Source organism: Clostridia bacterium (assembly GCA_016887505.1).
In the GTDB taxonomy this organism is placed as follows: Bacteria; Bacillota; TC1; order TC1; family UBA5767; genus UBA5767.
In genome coordinates this window covers 2383256-2408103 of the sequence record CP069393.1, presented here as the reverse complement: position 1 = coordinate 2408103, position 24848 = coordinate 2383256, and the positions used below count along the sequence as shown (strand labels likewise).

Annotated in this window: 25 protein-coding genes; 4 read left to right on the top strand and 21 right to left on the bottom strand. The window is 44.8% G+C overall.

All coding sequences use genetic code 11. The features are described 5' to 3' along the window. Positions 1-8: 8 nt before the first annotated feature. Genes JR334_11415 through JR334_11370 form a run of 10 tightly spaced genes read right to left on the bottom strand, consistent with a single transcriptional unit; the run spans position 9 to position 9008 of the window. Positions 9-980 (bottom strand): glycosyltransferase, encoded by a 972-nt coding sequence (locus tag JR334_11415; protein ID QRN85539.1) that lies wholly within the window; start codon positions 978-980, stop codon positions 9-11. Next, on the bottom strand, positions 974-1783 hold the full coding sequence (locus tag JR334_11410) for a glycosyltransferase family 2 protein (GenBank protein ID QRN85538.1): 810 nt from the start codon (positions 1781-1783) through the stop codon (positions 974-976). Before JR334_11410 ends, JR334_11415 begins: the two co-directional genes overlap by 7 nt. Before the next feature lie 16 nt (positions 1784-1799). Further along, positions 1800-2792: a dTDP-glucose 4,6-dehydratase gene (gene rfbB / locus JR334_11405; protein QRN85537.1), complete on the bottom strand. Its 993-nt coding sequence runs from the start codon at positions 2790-2792 to the stop codon at positions 1800-1802. Positions 2793-2794: 2 nt separating this feature from the next. Beyond that, positions 2795-3358, bottom strand: coding sequence for a dTDP-4-dehydrorhamnose 3,5-epimerase (gene rfbC / locus JR334_11400; GenBank protein ID QRN85536.1), 564 nt, complete (start codon positions 3356-3358; stop codon positions 2795-2797). A 10-nt stretch (positions 3359-3368) separates the two neighbouring features. Next, positions 3369-4235 carry a glucose-1-phosphate thymidylyltransferase RfbA gene (gene rfbA, locus JR334_11395; GenBank protein QRN85535.1) on the bottom strand — a complete coding sequence of 289 codons (867 nt, stop codon included), beginning with the start codon at positions 4233-4235 and terminating at the stop codon, positions 3369-3371. Next, positions 4232-5098 carry a dTDP-4-dehydrorhamnose reductase gene (gene rfbD, locus JR334_11390; protein QRN85534.1) on the bottom strand — a complete coding sequence of 289 codons (867 nt, stop codon included), beginning with the start codon at positions 5096-5098 and terminating at the stop codon, positions 4232-4234. Before rfbD ends, rfbA begins: the two co-directional genes overlap by 4 nt. Positions 5099-5110: 12 nt before the next feature. Then, positions 5111-6949 carry a glycosyltransferase family 39 protein gene (locus JR334_11385; GenBank protein QRN85533.1) on the bottom strand — a complete coding sequence of 613 codons (1839 nt, stop codon included), beginning with the start codon at positions 6947-6949 and terminating at the stop codon, positions 5111-5113. Continuing rightward, complete coding sequence (locus tag JR334_11380) at positions 6949-7902, bottom strand: SDR family oxidoreductase (protein ID QRN85532.1); 954 nt, start codon at positions 7900-7902, stop codon at positions 6949-6951. The genes JR334_11385 and JR334_11380 overlap by 1 nt, the downstream gene beginning before the upstream one ends. An 18-nt stretch (positions 7903-7920) precedes the next feature. Further along, complete coding sequence (locus tag JR334_11375; protein ID QRN85531.1) at positions 7921-8343, bottom strand: GtrA family protein; 423 nt, start codon at positions 8341-8343, stop codon at positions 7921-7923. Continuing rightward, the gene (locus JR334_11370; protein QRN85530.1) at positions 8322-9008 is read right to left on the bottom strand and encodes a glycosyltransferase family 2 protein; all 687 of its coding nucleotides are present in this window, start codon (positions 9006-9008) and stop codon (positions 8322-8324) included. The genes JR334_11375 and JR334_11370 overlap by 22 nt, the downstream gene beginning before the upstream one ends. A gap of 185 nt (positions 9009-9193) precedes the next feature. On the opposite strand from JR334_11370, the gene JR334_11365 reads away from it, so the two are divergent. After that, positions 9194-10684: a flippase gene (locus tag JR334_11365; GenBank protein ID QRN85529.1), complete on the top strand. Its 1491-nt coding sequence runs from the start codon at positions 9194-9196 to the stop codon at positions 10682-10684. A 31-nt stretch (positions 10685-10715) separates the two neighbouring features. On the opposite strand, the gene JR334_11360 is transcribed toward JR334_11365, so the two are convergent. Genes JR334_11360 through JR334_11350 form a run of 3 tightly spaced genes read right to left on the bottom strand, consistent with a single transcriptional unit; the run spans position 10716 to position 13633 of the window. After that, entirely contained in the window at positions 10716-11498 is a 783-nt protein-coding gene (locus JR334_11360) for a glycosyltransferase family 2 protein (GenBank protein QRN85528.1), read from the bottom strand. Between the two features lie 54 nt (positions 11499-11552). Next, positions 11553-12530 carry a sulfotransferase gene (locus JR334_11355; protein QRN85527.1) on the bottom strand — a complete coding sequence of 326 codons (978 nt, stop codon included), beginning with the start codon at positions 12528-12530 and terminating at the stop codon, positions 11553-11555. After that, positions 12527-13633, bottom strand: coding sequence for a glycosyltransferase (locus JR334_11350; protein ID QRN85526.1), 1107 nt, complete (start codon positions 13631-13633; stop codon positions 12527-12529). Before JR334_11350 ends, JR334_11355 begins: the two co-directional genes overlap by 4 nt. 244 nt (positions 13634-13877) lie before the next feature. Between JR334_11350 and JR334_11345 the strand changes: the two genes are divergently transcribed. Continuing rightward, positions 13878-14432 (top strand): DJ-1/PfpI family protein, encoded by a 555-nt coding sequence (locus tag JR334_11345; GenBank protein QRN85525.1) that lies wholly within the window; start codon positions 13878-13880, stop codon positions 14430-14432. 219 nt (positions 14433-14651) lie between these two features. After that, positions 14652-15458, top strand: coding sequence for a class I SAM-dependent methyltransferase (locus JR334_11340; GenBank protein ID QRN85524.1), 807 nt, complete (start codon positions 14652-14654; stop codon positions 15456-15458). Positions 15459-15511: 53 nt separating this feature from the next. Here the strand turns inward: JR334_11340 and JR334_11335 are convergent, their stop codons facing one another. Continuing rightward, the gene (locus JR334_11335; GenBank protein ID QRN85523.1) at positions 15512-16645 is read right to left on the bottom strand and encodes a hypothetical protein; all 1134 of its coding nucleotides are present in this window, start codon (positions 16643-16645) and stop codon (positions 15512-15514) included. 426 nt (positions 16646-17071) lie between these two features. On the opposite strand from JR334_11335, the gene JR334_11330 reads away from it, so the two are divergent. After that, the gene (locus tag JR334_11330; protein ID QRN85522.1) at positions 17072-17878 is read left to right on the top strand and encodes a hypothetical protein; all 807 of its coding nucleotides are present in this window, start codon (positions 17072-17074) and stop codon (positions 17876-17878) included. Between the two features lie 11 nt (positions 17879-17889). Here the strand turns inward: JR334_11330 and JR334_11325 are convergent, their stop codons facing one another. The 7 genes from JR334_11325 to JR334_11295 form a co-directional block, all read right to left on the bottom strand. Continuing rightward, positions 17890-18462, bottom strand: a complete 573-nt coding sequence (locus tag JR334_11325) for a pyridoxamine 5'-phosphate oxidase family protein (protein ID QRN85521.1) — start codon at positions 18460-18462, stop codon at positions 17890-17892. Positions 18463-18478: 16 nt separating this feature from the next. Beyond that, a complete protein-coding gene (locus tag JR334_11320) occupies positions 18479-19777 on the bottom strand; it encodes a phenylacetate--CoA ligase family protein (protein QRN85520.1) in 1299 nt (432 codons plus the stop codon). Positions 19778-19877: 100 nt separating this feature from the next. Then, positions 19878-20867: a glycosyl transferase gene (locus JR334_11315; protein QRN85519.1), complete on the bottom strand. Its 990-nt coding sequence runs from the start codon at positions 20865-20867 to the stop codon at positions 19878-19880. Between the two features lie 8 nt (positions 20868-20875). After that, on the bottom strand, positions 20876-21934 hold the full coding sequence (locus JR334_11310) for a GNAT family N-acetyltransferase (GenBank protein ID QRN85518.1): 1059 nt from the start codon (positions 21932-21934) through the stop codon (positions 20876-20878). A 28-nt stretch (positions 21935-21962) separates the two neighbouring features. After that, positions 21963-23054, bottom strand: coding sequence for a glycosyltransferase (locus JR334_11305; protein QRN85517.1), 1092 nt, complete (start codon positions 23052-23054; stop codon positions 21963-21965). Between the two features lie 59 nt (positions 23055-23113). Continuing rightward, complete coding sequence (locus tag JR334_11300) at positions 23114-23977, bottom strand: 3-keto-5-aminohexanoate cleavage protein (GenBank protein QRN85516.1); 864 nt, start codon at positions 23975-23977, stop codon at positions 23114-23116. Further along, the gene (locus JR334_11295) at positions 23970-24647 is read right to left on the bottom strand and encodes a hypothetical protein (protein QRN85515.1); all 678 of its coding nucleotides are present in this window, start codon (positions 24645-24647) and stop codon (positions 23970-23972) included. The genes JR334_11300 and JR334_11295 overlap by 8 nt, the downstream gene beginning before the upstream one ends. Between the last annotated feature and the right edge of the window lie 201 nt (positions 24648-24848).

Here is a 24848-nt window from a genome sequence, read left to right as displayed (position 1 = left end):
CTCCCCTATTAAATTCTGCGAACCAAGGACAGCATGACCCGAGCCATGCCGGCGGGCAAAATGGCATATATGCTTTCAAAACACCATAATAGCCAGTCCTCGCCATATACGTTCCGCTTGGTGAAGAGGACCCCCCAAGGCCCATTTTGAAAAGCAAATAGCCTGGTCTTTAGGTTCTCTTTTTGACTTTGGATGGCAGACTCCTCTTCATTAAAGACCTGCAGCAAAAAGTCCATCCGCTCAATACTCTTCTCTAATTTTCGACAATAGTCCTCTTTTGTCTTGATCTTGTCCAAGATACGCAAGCCTACTTGGTTTTCGCCATGGATCCGGTAAGCAAGGAGTGCCTGGTTGACATAGCTGATTTTCCCCTTAGAAGCTGCAAATAGGGCTAGCCAATGGTCGTGGTAGTAGAATTGTTCCGCAAAGGGTATGGCCAGAAGGGCCAGCTTTCTTTCCACCATCATGCTGCACCCGGTAACCGCATTTCTTTGGAGAAAAAAGGGAAACAAGCCAGCTCCCTGGACCGAGCTGATCCGGCGATTCTTTTGGTGTGCAGATAAATGGGTAATATGGTCATTTCCATCCATGATGTGCATATCGGAATAAGCCAGCAAGGCCTTGTCCTTGCAGATGGCCTGCAGCAATTTTTTTGTCTTTTCTGGATACCAATCATCGTCTTGGTCACAAAAGGATATATAACTTCCCTTTGCGTGAAGAAGGGCCGACTCAAAGCTTTTGGTGCTTCCCCGGTTCAATTCATTTCTAAATAGGCGGTAGGGAAAGGACGTGATCTGTTCCTCTAAAAGTCTTTGGATTGTCTCATAGGCTTCATCGGATGCACTGTCATCCACTACCACCAGTTCTAAATTCGAATAGGTCTGCCTATCTAGGCTCTGCAATTGTTTCACCAAATAGGCCGTTTGGGGATGATAGCAAGCAAGGACTAGGCTCACAAGCGGACAATTGTTTTCTACCACAACTTCCACCCCCATTTGTTAAAGTATTTAAAAATTGAAAGTATGTTGATGAAAAACAGCTTGGGACTGCGGTAGGTTCCCCGGTACCATCCATGCGTCACCTGGGCATGCGGATAAAAGACCACCCTCGATGCTTGCTTGATGCGGCGCGAAATATCGGCATCTTCTAGATATAGGAAAAAACGTTCATCAAAGCCCTCCACCAACTGAAAGCATTCTGTCCTAAACAACATAAAACAACCGGATGCATATTCGATGTCCATGGTTTGGTCATATCCTGACTCCATCATGACATAGGCCTCTTGTCTTGCTCGTAAGAAGGCTAGGGGCAGGCGCCGAATCATCAAATCCAAGAGTGTGGGATTTCTTTTACACAGGCATTGGCAGCTGCCATCCATATTCTTCAGTTTCGGAACCAATAGACCAATTTCTGGCTCTTGCTCCATAAAGAAAATCATCGAGGCCAACTGTTCTTTTCCCTCTAGGCGGATATCTGGATTCATCACCAGATGGTAGTTCGATTTCAGTTTTTTCAACAGTAGATTGTGACCTCTACCAAAGCCTACATTCTTGGTATTGGCCACCAACTCTAAAAACACATGCCCATAGTCTGCCTTGTTTACCTCAAAATCTGCTTGGAAGCGTTCCATCTCCTGCCAGGAATTATCTTTGGAATGGTTGTCTATGACATACAAATGGCAGGAAAGCGCACTCGGTAGCGCCTCCACTAGATTCCATAAATTATCGTATAGGATTGTTTCATTGTTAAAAACCAAAAAAGATATTGATAGATCTGGTATCATAAAGTCTCCTAACCGGCTAGTGTCTCACATTTTGTCTATACCATTCGATGGTTTCTTCCAGTCCTCGGTCAAAGTCTACGGTATTGGCGTGTCCCAGTGCCTTTATCTTGCCATTGCCTATGGCATAGCGAAAATCATGCCCCAGGCGATCACTTACAAACTGGATACAGTCTTTTTTTACCCCCAAAAGGCAGAGCAAACGTTCTACCAACTTGATGTTTGCGCATTCATTTTCTCCACCTATATTGTATACCTCACCCAAAAGGCCTTGTCTTAAAACCAAATCCAGAGCCCGGCAGTGGTCGCGGACATGGATCCAATCCCGAATCTGTTCTCCCCTACCATATAGGGGTAGGGGGAGGCCAGCTAGGGCTCTCCCAATCATGAGGGGAATCAGTTTTTCCTCATGTTGCCGTGGCCCATAGTTATTCGAACACCGGGTGATGTTCATGGGAAAATGATAGGTTTTAGCATAGGCCGCCACCAAGAGGTCCGCACTGGCTTTGCTGGCAGCATAGGGGCTATTGGGGGCAATCGGGGAGGCTTCTGTGAACACGCCGCAAGGACCCAAGGCTCCATAGACTTCGTCGGTCGAAACCTGCAGATAGCGAACTCCTTCTTGGTAGCGGGGGTAGCCATCTTCATCCTGGCCGGTCTGCCAAACCTGCATACAGCTGTTCAGCATGCTCATGGTTCCTTCCACGTTGGTCTTGATGAATTGAGAGGGGTTGTCAATACTCCTGTCTACATGAGATTCCGCGGCAAAATGAATTACCTGGTTAATTTCATATTCTCGGAGGATCTTTTCAACAGCAGGTGCATTTAGGATATTCTCCTGCACAAACTCGTATCGTTCATCCTTTTCTAGCCCCGCAAGATTGTCCAAATTTCCGGCATAGGTGAGGCAATCTAGATTCACGACGCGGACCTCCCTATATTCCTCAAGGATATGGTGGATAAAGTTGCTCCCGATAAAGCCTGCACCACCAGTCACCAACATGTTTCTCATAATTAGAACCCCTCTGTTTCAAGCATCGATGCAAGGCTGGGTAATTTTGCATCCTTATCCGACAGCAAGACTCTATCAATCCCGGCTAGAGGCCAGTCTATGGCAAGCCCTGGGTCCTGCCAGTGAATACCGCTCTCCTCGCCAGGACAATAAACATCTGTGCAATGGTAGAGAACCATCGTTTCATCTGAAAGCGAAAGAAAACCGTGGGCAAATCCCTCAGGCACATAGAATTGATACGAATTATCCTCCGTCAGCAGGATGCCCTCCCAACTTCCAAAGCTTTCCGATTCCTTTCTTAAATCCACAGCCACATCATAGATGGCTCCCTGTAAGACCCTGACCAGTTTCCCTTGAGCATGTTTTTTCTGGTAGTGCATGCCCCGAACTACACCTTTCTCTGAAAAAGATAGGTTGCTTTGACACAAGTCAGCACAAAAGCCAAGTTCTGCGAAACTGTCTTTTCGGTAAATCTCTGTAAAGTAACCTCTGGCATCCATATGCTTCTTGCCTTCAATGATTTTTAGGCCTTCTATTGAGCCTTCCCTTATTGTAAAATTGTTCATTTTGGCACCCCTACTCCTCACACAACTTTTTCAAATAAAGGGCATATTCCGTACCCTGCATCTTATCCATCTGTTTGATTAGCCCTTCCTTATCGATATATTTTTTCGCATAGGCGATTTCCTCTAGGCAGGCAATCATCTGCCCCTGCCTTTTTTGTACGGTAGCCACATAGTTGCTCGCATCCATTAGACTGTCGCAAGTACCCGTATCCAGCCAAGCCATCCCTCTACCGAGAAGCACCACCTCCAACTCACCTTTTTCCAGATAGGCTTGGTTGATGGCCGTAATCTCTAATTCACCCCTGTCTGACGGTTTCATCTTTTTGGCAATCGTCACCACTTCGCTATCATAGAAGTATAAACCCGGTACGGCATACTGTGATTTCGGTTTTTCTGGTTTTTCAACGATGGATTTGACCTTCTTTTGCTCGTCAAATTCCACCACACCGTAGCGCTCTGGGTTGCTCACATAATATCCAAATATGGTGGCGCCCCTATTTTTTTGGCTGACTTCCAAAAGCAGATCCGAAAAGCCACTGCCATAGAAAATATTATCGCCTAGCACGAGTGCCACGGCATCCTTTCCAATGAATTCTTCACCCAATAGAAATGCTTCTGCTATTCCCCGTGGTTCTTCTTGCACGCAGTATGAAAGCTTGATTCCCCATTGGCTTCCATCTCCCAACATGCGCTGAAAGGCTTCTTGGTCTCTTTCGGTGGTAATCATTAGAATATCTCGAATACCAGCCAACAGTAAAAGGGAAAGAGGATAGTAAACCATCGGCTTATCATAAATGGGCAAGAGCTGCTTGGATAGACCATAGGTCATGGGATATAGTCTGCTTCCCTTCCCTCCTGCCAGTACAATACCTTTCATTCTTGACTCCCTTCTTGCATAAATGCAAGCAAGGCTTTTTCCCAGCCTTGCATATGGTAGTTCCACACTGTTTCCAAACGGTTGTTTTGGAGCACCGAGTAGCTTGGCCGTTTAGCCAGGGTAGGATACTCACTAGTCAAGATGGCTTCTAGATCTACCGTTTTTCCCGCAAGTTCAAAGATTTTTTGGGCAAAACCATACCAGCTTGTTTGCCCCTGGCAGCTCGCATGGTAGAGACCGTATGCAGATCTTCTATCTAGTTCACCTGAATCATACTGCTCTAGTAGGAAGTTGCTCACCAAGGATAGTTCGGTAACCGAAGTAGGACTGCCAATTTGATCACTTACCACCCGAATGGGTTTTGCCTTCCGGGCCAAGTTCAACATAGTCCTAAGAAAGTTGTTACCCTCTCCATACAGCCAACTAGACCGTAATACCAGACTCCGAGGATAGTCAAGCACTGCGCGCTCACCCTCTCTTTTACTTCTACCATATAGATTTAGTGGTGCTGGATTATCTAGTTCCCCATAGGGCACCTTCTGGTCTCCACCAAATACATAGTCTGTCGAGTAATGAAGCAACAGGATATCTCGTGCCGCACAGATGCCGGCCATGGCTTTTGGCGCCTTGGCATTGACATAGTAGGCTAAATCGGCTTGTTTTTCTGCTTCATCTACCCTTGTATATGCGGCCGTGTTGATTAGCACCTGGGGCGCATAGTCCCTCACCAGGCGCTCTAGCTCCTTTGTTTTCCCGATATCTAGGTCTTGTTTCGACAAGGCCAGCACCTGATGTGTATGCTTCAAGCTTTCATACATCTGTCTTCCCAACTGGCCTTTGCTTCCTGTAATGATGATTCTCATAGTGCTCCCACCTTACTTCAAGGGTTCTCTTTGCACGACTACCGGCTCCATTTTCAGTTCATCAAACCAAAAAGATTCACTCCGCAAGGAAACACTCACTTGCTTTGCCTCCCCTGGCCAATCCAGTACGATCGTTTGTTCAATGGTTTCTCCTGGTGCGATTGTCTTTGGCGTAAGTTCAAATACCAGTTCAGGATATTCTTTCACAGCAAGGCTAATCTTCTGACCCATTTCATGTTTCAAATAGGCCTTCGGGCCTGCGGTAACAGCAAAGGTAAGCTGAAGGCCATTGGATAGACTTTTCTGGTCTCGCAGCTCCAGCATGGCCCTGGATTTAACGTCTTGGGTTGCCTGACTACAGTAATATAGCGGCGTTTGGTGATCCATCCGAATTAGTTCTAGATAGCCATTTTCCCCCAGCGGACGCAAGACTTGTTTGGTCGGTTTTGGTCTATTCATGGTAAACAATAGATAAAGGTCTTCTTCTAACAGACTTTGAATCTCAGTCTGGCCAGCTGCGCTCAACATGTCCCATTGCCTGCCTATGATTACATTTGCTGTTGTCGGGTCTGTCTGCTTGCCGATCTGCTTTTCATCGTAGCCATTGCGGTAGAGAAATACGGAACTTGCAGGTGCCGAAACATATAGCTTTTCGCCATCTCTGATTTCTTCTTGGACATAGTCTATTAGGCTGTTGGCTTCATTGTATGCACGATATCTATTGTGTTCGACAAGGTAACCAATTGAGGCGTAGTTGGTAAAAAGAACCATGAGGGTCAAGATTAGTGAAAGGCTTTTTTTGGCCTTATCTAGATTAGAAGTCAAGGCCTCTATGCCTAAAAAGGTCAGCAAGCCCAATACGGGATAGAAGAAGAGTACGAGTCTGCTATTGAAGGGATATTTCCCGATTGAGGAAGCAAATAGAGTTAATACAACACCCAACAAGATGATGATTGTCTGCTTTTCTCGTTTAAGGATGGAGGCGACTGCGCCCACACAAGCAAGAGCGTAAATAAGCAGGGCCCCATAACAAAAGCTAGCGCTGAATTCCTGCATCAAAAAGATCAATCTTTTTAGGTCGGCTAGGCTGGTAATCCAAAGCGGAAAGACGGATTCCTCCCAATAGCTGGTCATGAAGGGACTTAGGGCTACGGGTCTCAGCCAATACCAATAATTCACGAGAAAACTAACCAGCACCAAGCCCCCGCTTAGGATGGCCTTTCGTATTTTTTCAACCTTCCTAGTTTTTAGCGCTTGCACAAAGTTGTAGCCATAGACAGCTGCTAAAAAGAATATGACGGGGCTTGAGGCCCACACTAAGAGCATGGATAGAACCACAAAGACAGCTTGTTTTAGAATCTTTCTATCGTACAAGTCATAGAGAACAAGGACCAAGAAGATACAGAAGCAGTCACTCATGTAGGGCTTGAATTCATTGGCGTAATAGAGTAGTCCGCTCATGGTTGCGATAAAGCCTACGCCGAGCATGGGGCTGACTATTTTATATACCCTGCCCAAAAGATAGTAGGCACACGCAAGGAGGCCCACATAGCTGATGGCCGAAAAAATCCGTAGGGTAAATTCAGAATTACCAAATAAGACCGTGATTATTTTTACGATATAGAGATAGAGTATGGGCGCGGTCTGGTTTCTGTCTAGAACTGTTTTCGCTAGGTCAAGTAGGGAGCGCTTACTCACAGAGTAAGCCAAAAAGGCTTCATCTAGCCAGAGCGATCGTCCTGTATGGTACAGCAAAAAGAGCAGGACAAAGGCAAGAGCAAGGGTGAAAATCCCCATCCAGTTCATGGACTGGTCGAACCAAGTGACCGCCTTGTTCTTGGATTTTCTCATCAAGAAGTTTCTCCTTCAAGTTGATTTCTAAAAAAGGACACCGTTTCACGAAGTCCCTTGTCCAGCGAAGTAGTGGGTTCCCAGTCTAGGATGTCTCGTGCCAGACCAATATCCGGGCAGCGCTTTGCCGGATCGTCGGAGGGTAGTTCTCGGAAAACCAACTTAGAGGGACTATTCGTAATCGCAAGCACCTTGTGCGCCAATTCAAGCATGGTAACTTCCTCCGGTCTTCCAAGGTTGATGGGGCCGGTCACGGTATCATCACTATGCATCATGCGAATCATGGCCTCAATCATATCGTCTACATAGCAAAAGCTCCTGGTTTGGCTTCCGTCCCCGTAGATGGTGATATCCTCCTTACGTAGCGCCTGAAGGATAAAGTTGGAAACCACTCGACCATCGTTTAGAGCCATTCTAGTTCCGTAGGTGTTGAATATGCGAATCACCTTAATCTGAATTTTATGCTTTCGGTAATAATCAAAGAACAAGGTCTCCGCTGCCCGTTTTCCCTCGTCATAGCAGGAGCGAATACCATGCGGATTTACGTTGCCATAGTAACTTTCCTTTTGAGGATGTACGTCTGGGTCACCATATATCTCGCTGGTGCTGCATTGTAGGATCTTTGCCTTTTGCTTTCGCGCCAGTTCCAACAAGTGGCAGGCTCCTAAAAAGCTGGTCTTCATGGTATCTATGGGGTCCTTTTGGTAATGAACCGGACTCGCTGGACAAGCAAGGTTATATATCTCATCGCAATCCCAGTCAAAAGGCTCCATAACATCGTGTTTCACTAGTGTAAAGTGTTCCTTATTCAACAAGCTGGAAAGATTTTCAGGACTACCCGTCCGAAAATTATCCAAGCACAGTACGACGTGTCCCGACTTCAGCAATCTTTCGCATAGGTGAGAGCCTATAAAGCCAGCACCCCCAGCTACTAGAATTCGTTTTGCCACCATAATTCCCTTCTTCCGCGTTCAAATTTTATATAAAAATAGTTTGCGCATTAAGAAATTCCAGACTAACACCAGCCCAGTTGCCATCACTTTGGACATCATTCCTGGCCAGCCTAACAAGGTCACCAGCGTAAACATGAAAAACATATTCCATACCAATCCCACTGCACTGATTAAAAAGACTGCCGTCAGCTCTTGATGGGCTGGCATCTTGCATTGCGTTTTTCGAAAGGTTATTTTCTTACCCAGCACAAAATTAACCAAGGTTGCCAATATAAAGGCGATGACGGTTGCCCCAATATAGTGAAGCGCAAGGCAAAGATACAGCAAGGCAAAGGTGCCCCACTCTACTAGTGCCGCTCCGCCCCCCACAAACAGGTAGGACGTGAATTGTCTGCTTATTTTATCCCCTGCCCACATCGCTAGCGGTACCTCAAGATGCAATAGAGTGCTCTTAGGCCATCCGAGATTCCAATTTTTTTGCCTTCCTCCTTGGTTCTTGGATAATAGGAGATGGGAACCTCATGAATGGGAATGCCCATTTTCGATATTTTTGCTGTAATTTCCGGTTCAAAACCGAATCGTTCTTCCTCGATTACGATGGATTGAATCACGTCCCGTTTAAAGGCCTTATAGCAGGTCTCCATATCGCTCAATTTCTGATGCGTCAAAACGTTGCTCAGTTTGGTTAGCACGGTATTGGCCCAAATGTTCATATGATAGGCCTTATCGTACTTTTCTCCTTGCAAAAACCTAGAACCGTAAACCACCTTGTGCTCCTCTTTCCAGATCGGGCCAGCAACGACCAAGTACTCGTCTGGATTGTATTCTAAATCTGCATCTTGGATAATTACGACCTGCTTAGAGGCAAGGGCAAACCCGCTTCTAAGCGCAGCCCCTTTGCCCCTATTTTTCTCATGCAAGACCAACTTATCAATTTGAGGCCCTAGTCTTCCCTCCAGTAAATCCCTCGTTCCATCCGTCGAACAATCGTCCACGACGATAATCTCCTGGTCCTCTATTTCTACCTCTCTTACTTTCTTGATAATTTCTTCAATCGTTTCTATCTCGTTGTAACACGGTATGATAATGCTCAGCGACTTGTCCATGGTCCCTCCTAGATACTGCTGCTCTTGGGTGAATTGAATTATTTAATCAAAAAAAAATGTCTATTAAATTATATCATTCATCGCCCTAAAGTACCATGTCTTTAGCCCAGCGCCTCTAGGCAGTTAAAAGGCTACGTGGTATTATTAAGCCAGTTATAATTTCAATGTTTCAGCAAGGAGGCGCTATGAATTCATCGATCAAGCATGTAGGCCAAAAATCCATGCTGCTTACCATTGGAAATGGTGGTAGTAGAATAATTAACTTCATATTTGCTCTTGCTGTCGGCCGTCTTCTCGGTGCTGAAATCTATGGAGAATTTAGCTATCTGGTTAGCTTTATATCTTTTTTCCTAAGTCTATCCAAGCTGGGCCTGAATAACAGTGCACTTCATTTCATGCCTCTTTATAAGGATGACCAGATTAAGCGTCACCAAATTAGTAGCCTGGTCCTTATGATCCCTGTTTTTACCAGTATCGTGATTATCGCTTTCCTCCTGTTCTTTTCCGAAAGCATATCCCTTCATATCCTCAACCATCCAGAATACCGCACCAATTTTCTTTTGCTTGTACCGAGTATTCTGATTTTGGGTTTGCAAAACGATATGTTGAGCCTAATCCGAGGAAGCAAGCGCATCAAAGAACAGCTTTATGTTAAAAACCTCATCGTGCCCATCAGTAAGTTGGTACTTTTGCTGGTCTTTGTCATGGTCTTTCAAATCCAGAACATCTATAGTCTGATTATTCCGTACTATATCTACACAATCGGTGTGCTAGTATTTCTCTTTTTGCGCCTAAAAGCCTATGGCATCCTAGGACCTCTTTCCTTTTCAAAAGCCATGGCCAAACGTCTTTTGTATTTTTCTATGCCACTACTTTTCAGCGGCATGGTTGGCCTGATTTCAGGCAATATAGATAAATTCATGATTGGTTACTATATGAATTCGTCCCAGGTTGGCATCTACCGGGTGGCTCGTCAGTTTTCCGATTTGACCACCATTGCGTATGCCTCCTTGATAACTGCAATTCCCCCCGTTATTTCTGAGCTGTACCACAAAAATAAGCTGGATGAACTAAAAGAGTTATACATTCTTTCTACCAAGTGGGTCTCCGTCTTCAATCTCTTGTTTTTTGGTATCATTTTGCTATTGGCCCCCGACTTGATGCAGATGGTCGGACCAGAATTTGTAGCGGGCTCCTCTGTGCTGGTAATCATCGGTCTAGGACAGATTGTCAATGCCATGACCGGAACAGCAGACCATATCAACATCATGACAGGCCATCCTCGCTATAGTCTATACACCAAGCTTGTGGTTATGGGCTCCAACATCGTGCTGAACGGCTTGCTGATTCCTCGCTATGGCATCGTGGGCGCTGCAATTGCCACCATGGTCGCCATATCTCTGGCAAGCATATTGAATCTCTTGTTTCTCTATCACCATATGCGGGTACAGCCCTTTACCAGACAGTATCTTTATATCCTTGCAAGTATGCTCAGCTCGGTCATCATAGTGCATCTATTGATGAACCGGATGGATTTTTACTACCTATATCGCATTCTCCTCGTCAGTATCTTATATCTTTTCCTCTATGCTTTCCAGATATATATCACGATGGTGAATCAAGAAGAAAAAAATATGATGATTGGAATATGGCATAAAATTACCAAAAAAGGATAGGAAGGGACATATCCCCTCCTATCCTTTTGCTTTAAAAATAATGTTTTCGTAAACTGTAGTAGACATAGCAGGAAAAATAGTAGGCCGCCTTACTCCAGGAAAATCCCATAACATGGCGATAGTTGTACCAACGTTTCTTGGCCGTTTTCAACTTATTGGAACTGAGTGTTTGCCGGTTCCCAATGCGGTAGCTGGCTAGATTTTCTTGGAGGCCATATGCCATGTGGCCTCGTTCCAGGATTCTCCACCAGGTCACGTGGTCTTGACCACTTCGAATTTCGGGCATGTAAAATTCCCCAATCTGCTTTCGATCGATCATAACCGTCAAACATCCAATGATTGTGTTTTTCAGTGAACTAGATAGGGTTAGGTAGGGTGGTGCCTTAATCAATCGATCCGCCTTCGCCTTATTTTCATAAATGTTGGTATACCAGGTATAGGTAAAGCCATACCCATTTTGGCGCATAAAGGCCAATTGCTTTTCCAATTTTTGTTCATCCCAATAGTCATCGGCATCCAAAAAAGCCACATAACGCCCTTTCGCCCGTTTCAGCCCCTCGTTTCTAGCCACAGCCGCTCCTTGGTTTTCTGCTAGAAAAATGGTCCTGATTCTAGGTTCTCTGGCTTGAAGGTGGCGCATTAACTCCTTGGTGCCATCTTCAGAAGCATCATCCACCACCAAGGCTTCCCACCGGGGATAGCTTTGATCCTTTATGCTCTGAAGGCTCCGCTCTAAGGTAGAGCTCGCATTAAAGGCCGGTACAATCACTGATATGAGGTCATCTTCGTATTGAGCAATATTGTCCTTTGTCATTCCAATAGACCCTCCCCAATAGCTGTAGGTAAGCTTACTGCCAGTCGAATACTCTTATTCATCTTTCCTTGGGGCCTTCGACATCTCACGACGTATCCTACGCTCCATTTTTCTTTTCTTGTAGTGCTTTTCTATATTTCTTGCGTCTTCTTTCCATCTAAAGATAATTTTTGACCCAAGACTTATTCTTATTGGATTGTCTTCATAAAGAAGGCTATAGCCCAAGCTGGGTAGAAAATCCATGGCCACAGATTCAAACACTTGAAGGTCTCTTTTGGATAGCCCCTTGCGCCAACGGTCCTTGTTTTCTTTTTTCAGGCCCTTTCCCACCAAGGCATGTTGCTGCTTTGAGTAAAAAGGAACCTGGAAACGTTCTTGGCCAGCGGCGAGTATTTCGTAATCCAGACCTAGAAATGAGCATATGCGAGAAATTTCCTTGGCTGGCTCAGCCAAAATATCCTCGTAGCGGGTCAATAGAACCCGTTTCGGACCCAGCTGATGGGCCAAGGCCAAGCCAAATCCCACCTTATATACCCAGTCTTTGGCTGAATAATATGTCTCATAGGGACCCCAATTGACTCCACGGTATGAATAGGCTACACCCCGGCCATCGCGGACAATATGGATAAACTTTGCCTCTGGATACAATTGGCTGAGCCGAATCCCAAGACGCATGTTGTGGGGCGTGTGATCCACCCAATAGCTTGTGGCTTCAAACCCCATATTTTCTTGGAATAAATCCAATAGGAGATCCATCAGCTTTTGAAAGCCAATTTCCTTTTCTTCTTGTAGAGCGGATTCCAGTTTATCTAGTGGTATTTCCCACAGTTGTATGCCTTTGCTCCTGCGTAGATAGGCTACTGTCGCCTGGGTGTCCAGCGCGCCCTGTAGAGACATGCGTCGCATTAGCTCTGTTTTGAACAATGACTCAGGGGTTACCAAGAGGGCAGGATGTTTTCCTAGATAGGAACCTAGCATCGTCGTTCCACTACGTTCACATCCTCCTATAAAGATTGGGGTTCGTGGTATCACTTCACTGCCCCGGTGCGTTCTTGTAATAGTTTTTGGTATTCAGCCAAGGTTAATTCTGCTATCCGGTCCCAGTTATATTCTTCACTTGCTAGCCTTCGTGCATTCAGTCCTCTTCTAGCTAGTTCTTCCTTATCTTCAAAGGCTTTTAAAATAGCCGCACCAAGCTCTTTGAAGTCTAGGTTTACCTGCCAACCGCTTTGGGTTTCTTCTACTTCCTGGGCCATATTGGTGCCTGGTGTCGCCAGGACGCAAACGCCATGGCTCATGGCTTCCAACAAGGCCATAGGAAGACCCTCAAATCTTGAACACGCAAGAAATAGATCCGCTTCTTGTAATGCTTCTTCTTTTTCGCTAGCAAATATGGGGCCATGGATGCTAAGTACGTTTTCTAAGCCCTTTTCCTTTCCTTGACGTTCTAGTAGCCGTTGCACCTTACGTCCTGATCCGTATAAATCTATGCTCAGCCCACGCGCAAGTAGTTCATCCTTAATATGGCTTATGGCCTGCATCAGGACATCCAACCCCTTATGCTGAATATCGTAGCGCCCGATGAAAATCATCCGATTGCCTGCTCGCTTAGACTCTACTGGCAGTTCTGGTATCTGCACGCCGTTTCCAGCAATAAAATATTTATTATTAATTCGAAGAGACGCTTCCATTTCTCCCGGGGTCAAATAGTGTATTGCGGACGCATGACCGATAAAACTATTCATAATCAATCTATTGGCCAGTCGCTTCTTCCAGGCTTTCTGGCTCTGGGCCTGTTTTGTTAAACTAACCCGCGGTGTCACCACATAGGGAATCCCCTGCGCACTAAGGTCCTGCCAAAGAGATAGATAGTGTTTTTTATATACCCCATGAAAGACGATCAAGTCTGGATGATTAAAGGGTGCTGGCAGACTATTAAACCTTTCATAGCGTGCAAAAAACGGAAAATCGTAACGATCTGTCTCCTCTTTGTCTAATTTCCAGTGTGACCCAACATTAAGAACACCTGCTTCCACACCCTCAATCCGGTTCAGGGCACTAGTCAGTCCCGTTACTGAAAATCGTGGTCCATTCGCCACCTTGGTTAGCATCTCTGTTACATGTAAAATAATCATCTAATCCTCCATTTTGTTTCCATATTTGTTATGCTAGTTGGTTTTATTTTGATGTGTTTTTTCCTCTTACCCCCGCCAGTCAAAGCAAGCCATCTTTTCATTTCCCTCTATCCAAGCAAGTTTTCCACCAAACAACGAGTTAGTGCACAGTGGCTAGGTTATCTATGCTACACTATAATAAAGAAAAGGATTGTTTTGGATTGTCTTAGGCATCCCAATGCAATCGGCAAACAGGAGGTTTTTTATGATTTACTGTATGTTGGCTCCTGGCTTTGAAGAAATTGAAGCCATCCTTCCTACCGACGTTCTTAGAAGAACCAATCTTACTGTGCAAACTGTCGCGGTGCACCTTGATCCCCAAGAAAAGCTGGTCACGGGAGCACATAATATTAGTCTAATCTGCGATATAAATATCCATCAGGCAAATCTCACGGCAGCTGATTTAGTCATCCTACCGGGTGGTATGCCAGGCACACTAAACCTTGAAAAAAATGAACAACTAACGCAAGCCTTGTCCTACCGAATGGCCAACAACCTGCCGGTAGCCGCTATTTGCGCTGCCCCCTCTATTCTAGGAAACCTAGGCCTTTTACAAGGCCGGAAAGCTACCTGCTATCCTGGTTTTGAGTCACAACTTGCCGGAGCTATCCATCTCGACCAAGCAGTCGTAGTCGATGACCAGTTGGTAACCTCCAAGGGCCCCGGTACAGCCATGGACTTTGCTCTAGCCCTAGTCAGCCTGCTAAAGGATGCCTCAACGGCTAGGGAGCTTGCAAGGGAAGTGCAGTACCATTTGTAGAAGCCGTCTCTGCCTTCTTGCCATGAACAAGTATCCAACAGCAATAGGGGCTAGGGCAGCTTCCTGTTTTTTTACAAGATAAGTCTTTTTATTATAGCATGCAAAAGCACCTGCTTGCATCCATTCCCCTAAAATAGCACTACTTTTGGCTGAATCCTGCAGATGCAGGTGTTATAATTATATGTTGTATCTATTTCAAATGATGAAAGAGGTGAACCGATGAGCGATTATTACGATATGTCTGATGCGGAGTACATAGCTTCTTGGAAAGCAATGATACCACCAGCACGACCATCCAAAGAAATGTTAGCTCTTTATGAAAACAGTTTGCTGCGCCTGCAGTATGACCAAACCGGTGAGTGGGGTCTACTCGGGTGTACACCAGAACTCAGAACGCTAGCAGGGAAGTATAACCGCCCTCTTGCCTGCCTGGATATCAATTCCAATTCATTTACCGCAATGACACCGCTGTGCAGTCCTCCAAAAGAAGAAACCTTTGTAGAATGCGATTGGCTAGAAGCAGATTTACCAGAAGCCTTCGACCTAATTTTGGGCGATGGTTCCATGATTATGCTGCCCCAAGAACTCTACCCCCCCTTTCTAGACAACGTACACAGGATGCTTAAACCAGGCGGACACATCATTACTAGACTCCTTTCTTGTGATGGCAAGACTTTTGCCTCTGCTCGAGAAGCCATAGACTTTTTCCGGGCCAATGTTAAGGGCAAGGAGCCTTTGGTCAACATGTTGACAGATTTCTGGATTCTCTGTCTAAACAGAGAAACCATGGCCATAGAAAGAGCGGACTATTCCCAATGGCTAAACGATTTATATCACGATGGGGTTCTCACAAAAGAAGAGTATTTAGAATTGGATACGCCCATTATGAACGTAGATTTACATTGTACGAGTCGAGAAAGATTAAAGGCTCTTGTAGCGAATAAGTTTACCATCGTGTCAATTGAAGCCCCTACCGACTTTATTGGTGGTCATTACAATCTGGTATGTACATTACAGAAAATCTAATTTCTATGATTATTTCAAAAGCACTCCAATCTTGGAGTGCTTTTATTCTGCCCTTATTCTATTACAGTTTGGTAAGAGATGTTCTTTGCTTTGGCCCATGACTTAAACTTTTCCATGACCGTAAGCTCTTGAATCCAGAAACATCCTTCTTTAAATTCAAACAGACCGTCTTGGTACTGATAGCATCCTGGTTTTCCATCGATCATTAGACCAACCTGTGATACCGCACCGATAAACAAGGAGGTTTCAATGATGCCTAATTTTTGTGTTTTAGGACAACGAATCATATCTACCACAATACTATCGGCTTTCAGCCTATGCTGGACCTCACGGGCCAATTGCAAGGCATCCTCCGGCATAGCTCCCCAGAGGAGATGTCCTGCGCCAGAGGCTCTAAAATCTCCCTTATCCGGCTCACGTAGTAGGCCAAAATAATACTCTCCAATTGCCACAATTCGTATATCCTTGCCACAGTCTTTTACATACTTTTGAAGGTAGACATAGTTCTTTTGTTTGTGGTAACCCCAAAAAGTATTGAGTCCTTTTCCGAAGACCTTGCGAACCAATCTATTTGCCTGTCTCTTGTTTTTCAAAAGAAAAACACCCAGCGAGCAAAATCCTTGGTTGGTTTTCCAAACCACGGGATACTCTATCTCTTGCAGATGAGCCAAGATTTCTTCTTGGTCATGGCTTATAAAGGTCTCAACAACCGGAAGGCCCAGGGTCTTTAGGGTATAGTATTGATTGATTTTTTCTTCATAGAGCCAAAGATCCCGGTAGGAGGGAATCGTCGTAATCCCATAATACTCTTCTATGGCATACATTTTATCTTTGGCTGCCTTGAGAGAAGCTGGCGATGCCGGTGTCCGCCAGATTAGAATATCTAGACCCTTAATTTGTTCCATCCAATCCGAGCGGTCCATATAAATCATCTTGTAGGGAATCGCAGAGTTTTCCAAAAAGCGTTGGTATTTAGGCCAAAAGCTAAGCAGGCCACGGCCTCGCATTTCCTCGACCAAACCAACCTGGGGCATATCTTTAGCATCAAAATGCAAGCGAATTTTTTCTGCCGGCTCTAAGGGGATATCTTTATCCTTCTTTTTCTTCCACAAGGTTCTAACGATCGGGAAGTGATATGCTAACCAAGATTTCAGTAGTCCAGCCTGTCTTTTCTTTAAATGGAACATGCGTCCTCCTTTTGAAGCAGCAGTAACTTGTATGTAGAGATTATATACTTCACGAAAAATCTAGCTGAATACTGGCTACCCACATACCCCTGAATTCTTCCAAAAATGCAGTTTCCAGACAAGCTATGCCTCTATTGAGCCGATACAGTATGCTATCTTCTTGTATTATCATAAGTTAAAAGTTACAATTAATTATTAGTATACCTAGCAAATATTGAAATATCCATCACACCAAGATAGATTTTTTACAGTATTTCTTGCAGTAAGCGGTTCTGGGTCAAGTCCCAACTAGCATCAATATCTTCTGGCTATCCCCGTCTTTTGCGGTTCTATATATTATTTTCCTACAACTCGTCTTCATTAAGCATACTTTCAACTGCCCTTGGCACCACTTTGGCCTAGTCCTAAGATATAAGGAGAAAACAATTGATTGATTCCAAAAAAATCCTAACACTAGACAGTTGCGCGAAAGCTTGGGAAAACATAAAACCACCCGTGCGCCCTTCCAAACAGATGCTTGCTATTTATGAAGGGTATATTGGTGACTATGTTTCTTCCAACAAAGATTGGGGCATCTTGGGTTCCACGCCTGAATTGCGAAGCCTAGGAGCAAAATATGCTTCCTCAGTATGTTGTCTTGACCTAAAGCATGAACATTACTACAGTTTTTCTACACTTTGCAGGCAGCACCCGAAAGAGTCCTTCCTACAGTGTAATTGGCTATCCACTGGTCAAGCGGAAAAGTTTAATTACGTCCTAGGTGACGGTTCAACATCCATGGTTTCACTCCACCAATACGATGACTTCCTAAACAGTATTCACGATTTGCTGTTACCTGGTGGGTACGCCTTTTTGCGCATCCAGATAGCCAATACCAATCCCTTTGGTAATCCTTCGGAAGTAGTGGCATGGCATAGAGCAAATCATCCTAGTCAACCCATATTCCGGACATCTTCCTTCTATCTGCAGATTTTATGGCAAGATGCTAATCTAGGTTCTGTCAATACTGAAATATACTGCAGAGAATTGCTCGCCCTTTTTGAAGCAGGAATCATCACAAGTGATGAATACCAAGAGCTTATGAGTTCAATAACCCCCTACCCCATATCATATGTAGAACAAGAATCCTTTGAGGCTTTCTGCGCGCCCCTTTTTACTATTCTAGATGTACGTTTTCCCAATGATTTTGCTTGTAGTAATCTTTGTCCTGTCTATGCTCTACAAAAAAAATAAATTGCTTCTTCTTATTTGCCACAAGGGTCCATCCTGCCCCATTTCATTTCTTCACCTGCTTCGTCATATTTTTTTCGTTTCGCAGTCAGATTCTTTACCTCTACCCTAATAACCTGTGTCACCGTTAGTGATTCTTCCATGGCCATGTCAAAGAAAGGCATGCTTGCTTGGGAATACTTTATGGATAGAGCTTCTAAGGCCTTTCTCTTTTCAGCATCGTCTTCTACAAATTCAGCAGTTCCCCAAACCATTGCTGATTCAAATTCAGTAGTGAACATTTTGCTCACCAGGCTCCTTAGCTTTCCTTCTTCTCTCGCTTCTGCCAGTTTCGTATCACTGATTGGTTTTTCGCGCTTCACCTCTCCCACAAAGGTAAGATGGACGGATGACTGGTTTTTCAAACAGTCCATCTTTTTGCCACTTCTCGCCCCATGGAGATAGACCATATTGTCAACCCTCACTACAGACAAGGGCACCCCATAGGGATTTCCCTCGTGATCCACCATAGACATCACCACAAATTCTGCCTTATCAATTACCGCTAGACCAAATTCTCGGCCCATTTCTCTATCTTTTCTTCTCATTGTATCCTCTCCTCCATCAAGCTTCAAAATTGCGAATCAGGTAGCGCACCTTGCCAGAAGCCGTTGTCTCCAAGGTCTCCACAAGTTCCCAGGAAAAATCGATTTTTCCCATAAAGCTCTCGCCCTTTTTATGCATCTTTTTCATTTCTTCTGGACAAAAGTGCTCATCCGGAATCACTCTAACATGCAGTTGACCCGGCTTATCCTGGACAATCTGCATAGCCTTAATGCCCTCAACACCTTTTACGATTCGGTTGACTCTGGTCATGCGAACTCCTTTAGACGTCACCACATAGTCTTCCACACGACCTGCTATGCTGGAAAGATAAGGTCCCTTCCACTTGCAGCCACAACCGTCTTTTTCCAAGATGCCCAAATCGCCAGAACGGTACCGTAAAAACGGAGCATCAAAGGATCTTAAATCGGTGACTACTATTTCTCCTTCTTCCCCATATGGTAGGACTCGTCCTTGCGAGTCCACTACTTCCACATGGATTCTATCCAGCAGATGGTAGTGCCCTTTTTCGCACTGCACCGCCACCATACCTAGTTCACTACTTCCATAGGTCTGGTAGACCGGACAAGAAAAAGCCTCCTCTACCACCTTTTTCTGGGACAAGGTAATGCCTTCGCTGTCTGTCACAATCGCTTTTAGTGGATTAGACCTCTCCTTCAGGTTTAAAACGCCCTCTGCCAATCTAAGCCAAGAATAGGTGTAACCCGTTCCCAGTACTACCCCGTATCTTGCTAGTGCCTCCAAATAGAGGGCTGCTGTTGATGGTTCAATATGGTCGGTGGAGCACTGCAACTGGCGCATCGCTCGAAGATAAAACCAATAGGGTGGCTTGGCACCCGGTTTAGCGATGACCACATTGGAAAGGCGAGCGCGAATGGGGTTTTCCTGCTGGCAGGCAAACTCATATAATCGCTCATACAAGGCATATTCATACCGCATAGAATGCTTATCCCGGTGGTAATGCAAACTACTACCGGTGGACCCGCTGGTCCACCCCTTCCAAAGAGCTGACCTGTGGTTTTCATTGATTAACCGCACACTTTCGCCGCGTAAGATTTCTTTATTCATGATGGGCAGGTCAGATAACTTCGACAAGTATTCTACTTGCTTTGGTATGTCTTTTTCCTGGTAGTATGGAATATTCTTACCTATATACGATAGCAGTTCATTTAAAAGAAGAAGTTGCTTTTCCTCTTGGTTTTCTTGAAGCATCTCAAGCAGGTCCAATGACTGGTAGTCTGCCTGGTAGTCCCCACCTCGCCTCACACGAATCCGCCGGTAGGCCTCAAGGTTTGCCATCTGTCGTTTCACCTGGTAGGGCGATCTATCGTATATCTTTTTTACCCAAGTATTCATCTTTTATCCTTACCGCACTCCTGTGCTTTCAACCATTCATGTCCTAGTCCACTTCATCAAATCGTCCGCCTATTGTCAACTTGGCTATGACTTTTGAATACCACTTTCCAACAAAATTCGGGCAAGGGCTCATTTCCTTTTCCAATTTGCTCTTTTCGGGTAGTTCCAACCAAGAGCCAATTTGGATCGCCATTTCCTCTGTCTTGTATCGTGAGCTTGCCGCATCATGATTTAGGGTCATCTCACCAAAATATATTTTATCTTCAATGCAGTACAAATCGATTCGAACGTAGGGAAGGCCTTGTGAGAGTTGCCTTGCAACCCAGAGCATTTCTTCCAAATTTTGGGGCTTTTCAATCTCTTCTTTACATTCTGCTAGTCCCTCACTAATCGAGGATGGATTCCAGTCGCAATCGTAAATAGAACGTCTCAGTTCCGTATCCATATCCTCAAAGACTTGGATAAACCTAGGTATACCGCTAAAGCAATGAATCTTATAGTCTCGAGGTAGATTTCCTTGCAGGGGATCACAAAGAAACTGTTCCCACAGAATCAGTCGCGGAATATCCTTGTAAGCCCATTCACCAGTATGAGCCCAGTAATCACGTTTCATCCACCGATTTAATTGCCTTCTAGCCTTTTTTTCATCAAACTTGCTTTTATCTAGACAGACTATGTTCCAACCCGACCCATGATTGGTTTTCAATACAAACTGGTCCGGCAAGGTCGCGAAATCTATTTGTTCGACTCCCTCAAAGACCCCATGCAGCTCGGTCAGATATTTTTTCCCTATTCTACTTCGAACATAGTTCCGGACCAAATACTTATCCGCAAATTGATGTAGCTTCTCTTCACGGTAATAGAGCATCAACCACCGTAGTTTGTCATTGATGGTCTTAGGATTCTCCCAGTCTGGCCATGTATTGTTTCTCACAAAACACTTGAAGCTTAGAAAGGAGCGCTCACTCAATAGTCGCGCAGCCATTCTTGCACTATGGTATCTAAGTTCTTTTTTTAGAATTTTCCAGTCCAAATTTCACCTCATCTATCTTCTAGAGTAAACTCATAGCTGAAATTGTAATGTTGTATACCACCGTAGCGTTTCTTATACGCTTCCCCGCCTCGGGACAGATCCAAACTGGTGTACCCTTTCAGCTCATGTAGCCTTTCCATAAGTTCTGTAATCAGGATTCCACCTGGGCTAAATTTCTCCCAGTCACTGTCTATGGCCAACATTGGAATCACAAGGCGGCCATTGTCTCGTGCAAAGCCCGCCAAAAAGGCAGCAGGTTTCTTATTAATGTTTAAAATGGCACAGAAGGAATGCTCTGATGTTTTTAGTGCCCAGGTAATGGGATTCAAAAACCGTTTGGATAAAGCAAGTAAGACCATGCGCAAGCTCCTGCCTTCCCGTTCAAAATATCTCTTAATATATATTGGCATAATCCGCTTCTGAATATGCCTAGATAGTCCTTTTTCTTGATGTAACTCAAGTTCCCAAGTATATCTTTCTCGCATGAGCTTATTTTTACTGGTCCGTATGTTCTGACGTGTATTCTTGCTGAGTCCTTGCCAGTAGCTGGCAAAGGACTCTTCTAGTGGAATTTGGTAGCAAAGGCTTCGGTCAACCTTCTTCAAGTTGAAATCACCCTCTTGCAAAAAGGCATTCAAGCGACTGGTTTCATTAATTTTGTTAAACATAAAAGTGGGACTTTTCAGCTCCCTGTTGATGATTTCAATCGCTGTACCAAACTCTTCTAGGCTAAGGTCAGCTGGATAGATAAAGTCCGAGTAACCTGCCGGCATGCCATCTGTAAAAAGTCGGACCGTATGTTTCTTCCACCCCCTACCTTTATACAGGGGCGCAATCAGGCGACAAACTCCCTTGGAATTGTAGAATAGAAAAAATATTGGCTCCAAGAGGATGCGTCTGGGACTAAACGGAGAAAATTGCTGCGCTATCGTATTAAATCGAAAGGATTGGTACGGACTCAGATCTGGATTGGCATCAAACAAGCTATTCCAATCTTCTTCATATTTTTTTAGATCTCTTACTCGTATATATCTAGTGAGTACTTTTTCATAATTGTCATGCGTCATGGATAGAAAAAACCCCTTTCAGACCAGCCTAGTCGTAAATCTTAACCAATTCTGTGCAAATATCTCCTATATCGTATCCGGCCTCTCGCACACGCCTGCTTTGGTCCTGTCTTTCGTATCCATCCCCTAAAATGCGAGTCATCTTCTCACTCCAAATTTCTGCTTTTCCATCGATGGAAAGCCTCTCGCAGTTTTCTGGTATCAAGCAGATTGACTCCGTCACCCGGTCTGAAAAAAGGCACTTTATGCCGGAAGCTTGGGCTTCAACACCTGCTCCGGGAAACCCTTCATATACTGAAGGCATAACAAATAGATCTGCTGCAAAGAGCAACTGGTTTACATCTCGTCGGATTCCCAAAAAATATACTGCGCCAGATAGCCCCAGCTCTTTCACCCTTCTTTTCAGGTCTTCCATGAAGGGACCATCTCCGACTAGCAGTAGCACGGCCTCCGGTAGTTTTTTCTTGGTCTCTGCAAAGGCTTCCAAGGTAAATCCGTAATTTTTTGCCGCACAAAGGCGACCAACCTGCACCACGGTAGGACAACCCACAATGCCTAAACTGCTACGGGTTTCTTCACGGATGAATGGGTTGTAGGCAAAGCGCGCCGTATCTATGCCATTGTTCAGGATGTGGTAGTTGTCAAACGTAAGAACTCGTTTGGGAAACATATAGCGGGCCGAATTGTTTGAACAGGCTAGCAGGTCTGTTGCAACCAGGGGTACCAAGGGTTTTAGGAGCCAGTTTCCCCACCTGCGCAGTAGGCCTTTGGAGCTACTGTTGTGGGTATGTAGGATCCGCACTCTAACCCCCGCCTTCATAGCGCATAAACCATCTAAAACTCCAATGGCACTAGATAGGTGGATATGCACTGCGTCATAGCCTTTTAGTATTTCTGTCGTCTGTTTCAAATTCAGGTACAAATTTTTCTTCTTTGGACAAACATAGTAAATATGTCCACCCAGCCCTAAGATTTCCTGGTCATAGGCTTGTTCTTCTTTTTTGTGCACGATGAAATCAAACTGAATTGCTTCTTTATCTAGCTTCCGATAAAGATTCAGTAAGACAGTTTCGACCCCACCAATACCCATCTGGCCGATTACATGCGCCACTCTCTTCATGACACTCTCTTTTCCCCTAATCGAACTATTAGGCTTCCCCTTTTTCAAGCGTTACTGGGCTAGTATTTTTTTCCATACTCACCATAGCCCTTTTTAAGACCCAAGGCCAAGCGCAATTCAGATGGAGACATAAGGGTTCTCTCATTGGCCTTGGCAATACTGTGAATGCGCTGAAGTAGCATACGATTGGTCGCTAAGACCCTTCTGTTGGCGTCATACCAATAGTTATCCTCCATACCGATTCGTATGCCACATCCCATGGCAATGCCTAAAGAGTTCATTTTAAGCTGTGCATTGCCTACGCCGCCTAGAGAATAGAAGGATTCATCCGGAAGCTCATTGATCATGACTGCTGTATGTAAAAGATCGGCCTGGGCACAGGCGATATTTCCAAAAATGAGATTAAAATAGTAGGGTGGTTCAATCCAACCCTTTTTGGCCAGATACTTGGCATAGTTAATCATGCCGGTATCAAACGCTTCTAGTTCAGGTTTAATCTGGCGCTTTTTCATGCCTTGGGCCAGCATTTGGATATGTTCAGGACTGTTCACACTTTCTTGCTTGTTAAAATTAAGAGAACTTAGAGTTAAGCTCGCCATATCTGGCTTTTGCCTACCGGTAAGTTCCAAAACCTCCATACGCTTCGCAATATCGGAGAAAAAACGGCCACTGGTGGATACACCGATGACTAGGTCAGGAGCATCTTTTCGAATATTCTCAATGATTTTGGCATAGGTTTCCATCTTGTAGCAGGGTGCTCCACTCTTTTCATCCCTCGCATGCAGATGGACCATGCTAATTCCCATTTCATAGGCCATTAGCACTTCTTCGGTGATTTCTGAAACAGATATTGGGGTATGGGGATTCTCTTTTTTTCCGGGTATAAGTCCTGTTGGTGCAAAATTCACAATAATTTTATCCATGTCTGGGCACCACCTGAACGCCTTTTTCTGAATGGTAGGCAATGACTCTACTGGGATTGCCCACATTGGTTGAATAGGGCTCCGTATTCTTAATGACGACGGCACCCGCACCCACTAGCGTCTCGGTTTCCACAGTCAAGTAATCTACCACGGTTGCATTTAAACCGAAATAACATCCATCTTTCACGACGACGTCACCAGCGATGCAGCATCCGGGGCTGATTACATTGTTGTCACCCACTATGAAGTTGTGACCCAAATAGGTATTCTGGCGAATCAGGTTGTTGTCCCCCAGGATTCCGTTGACGCCAACGTGCGCACCGGCCATCACAATATTGTTTTCTCCCCAATTGCTTGTATCTTTTACGTCAGCTCTTGGGCTGATATAGTTTCGCATGGTATAGCCCATTTGCTTGATCGTTTCAAATAGTCTTTGGCGATAGCGGATTTCAGTGATATGGGATATGGCGAGTAGCATATCGTAGTCTTCGGGCGGATACTCCTTGGTTATGGTATGAAAATCAAGTAGGGGTATGTCGAAAAAGGTATCATTGTTTCTGTCCTCCCTTTTTTGGGTGGCCGCAACAATCTGGAAATCTTCCTGTTCTTTTGCATCCAGAAAGACCATCTGGCTTACTGGAGACGTTCCATATAGTACTACAGGTTTCATCGCATTTCCTCCAAATTCATTTCTACTGCTAGCTCCGTTGATTGCACCCACAATCGGACGGCAGTGCTCCAATTGGATTGATTCTTTAATTATACCATGATGTTAGGTTCCTCTTGCAATGAAGTTCCTGCTAGAAGCGTAATTTGGGTGTTTGCCTAGGCTGTTCACATGGATTTAGCCCATTTGTGATAAAAAATAACG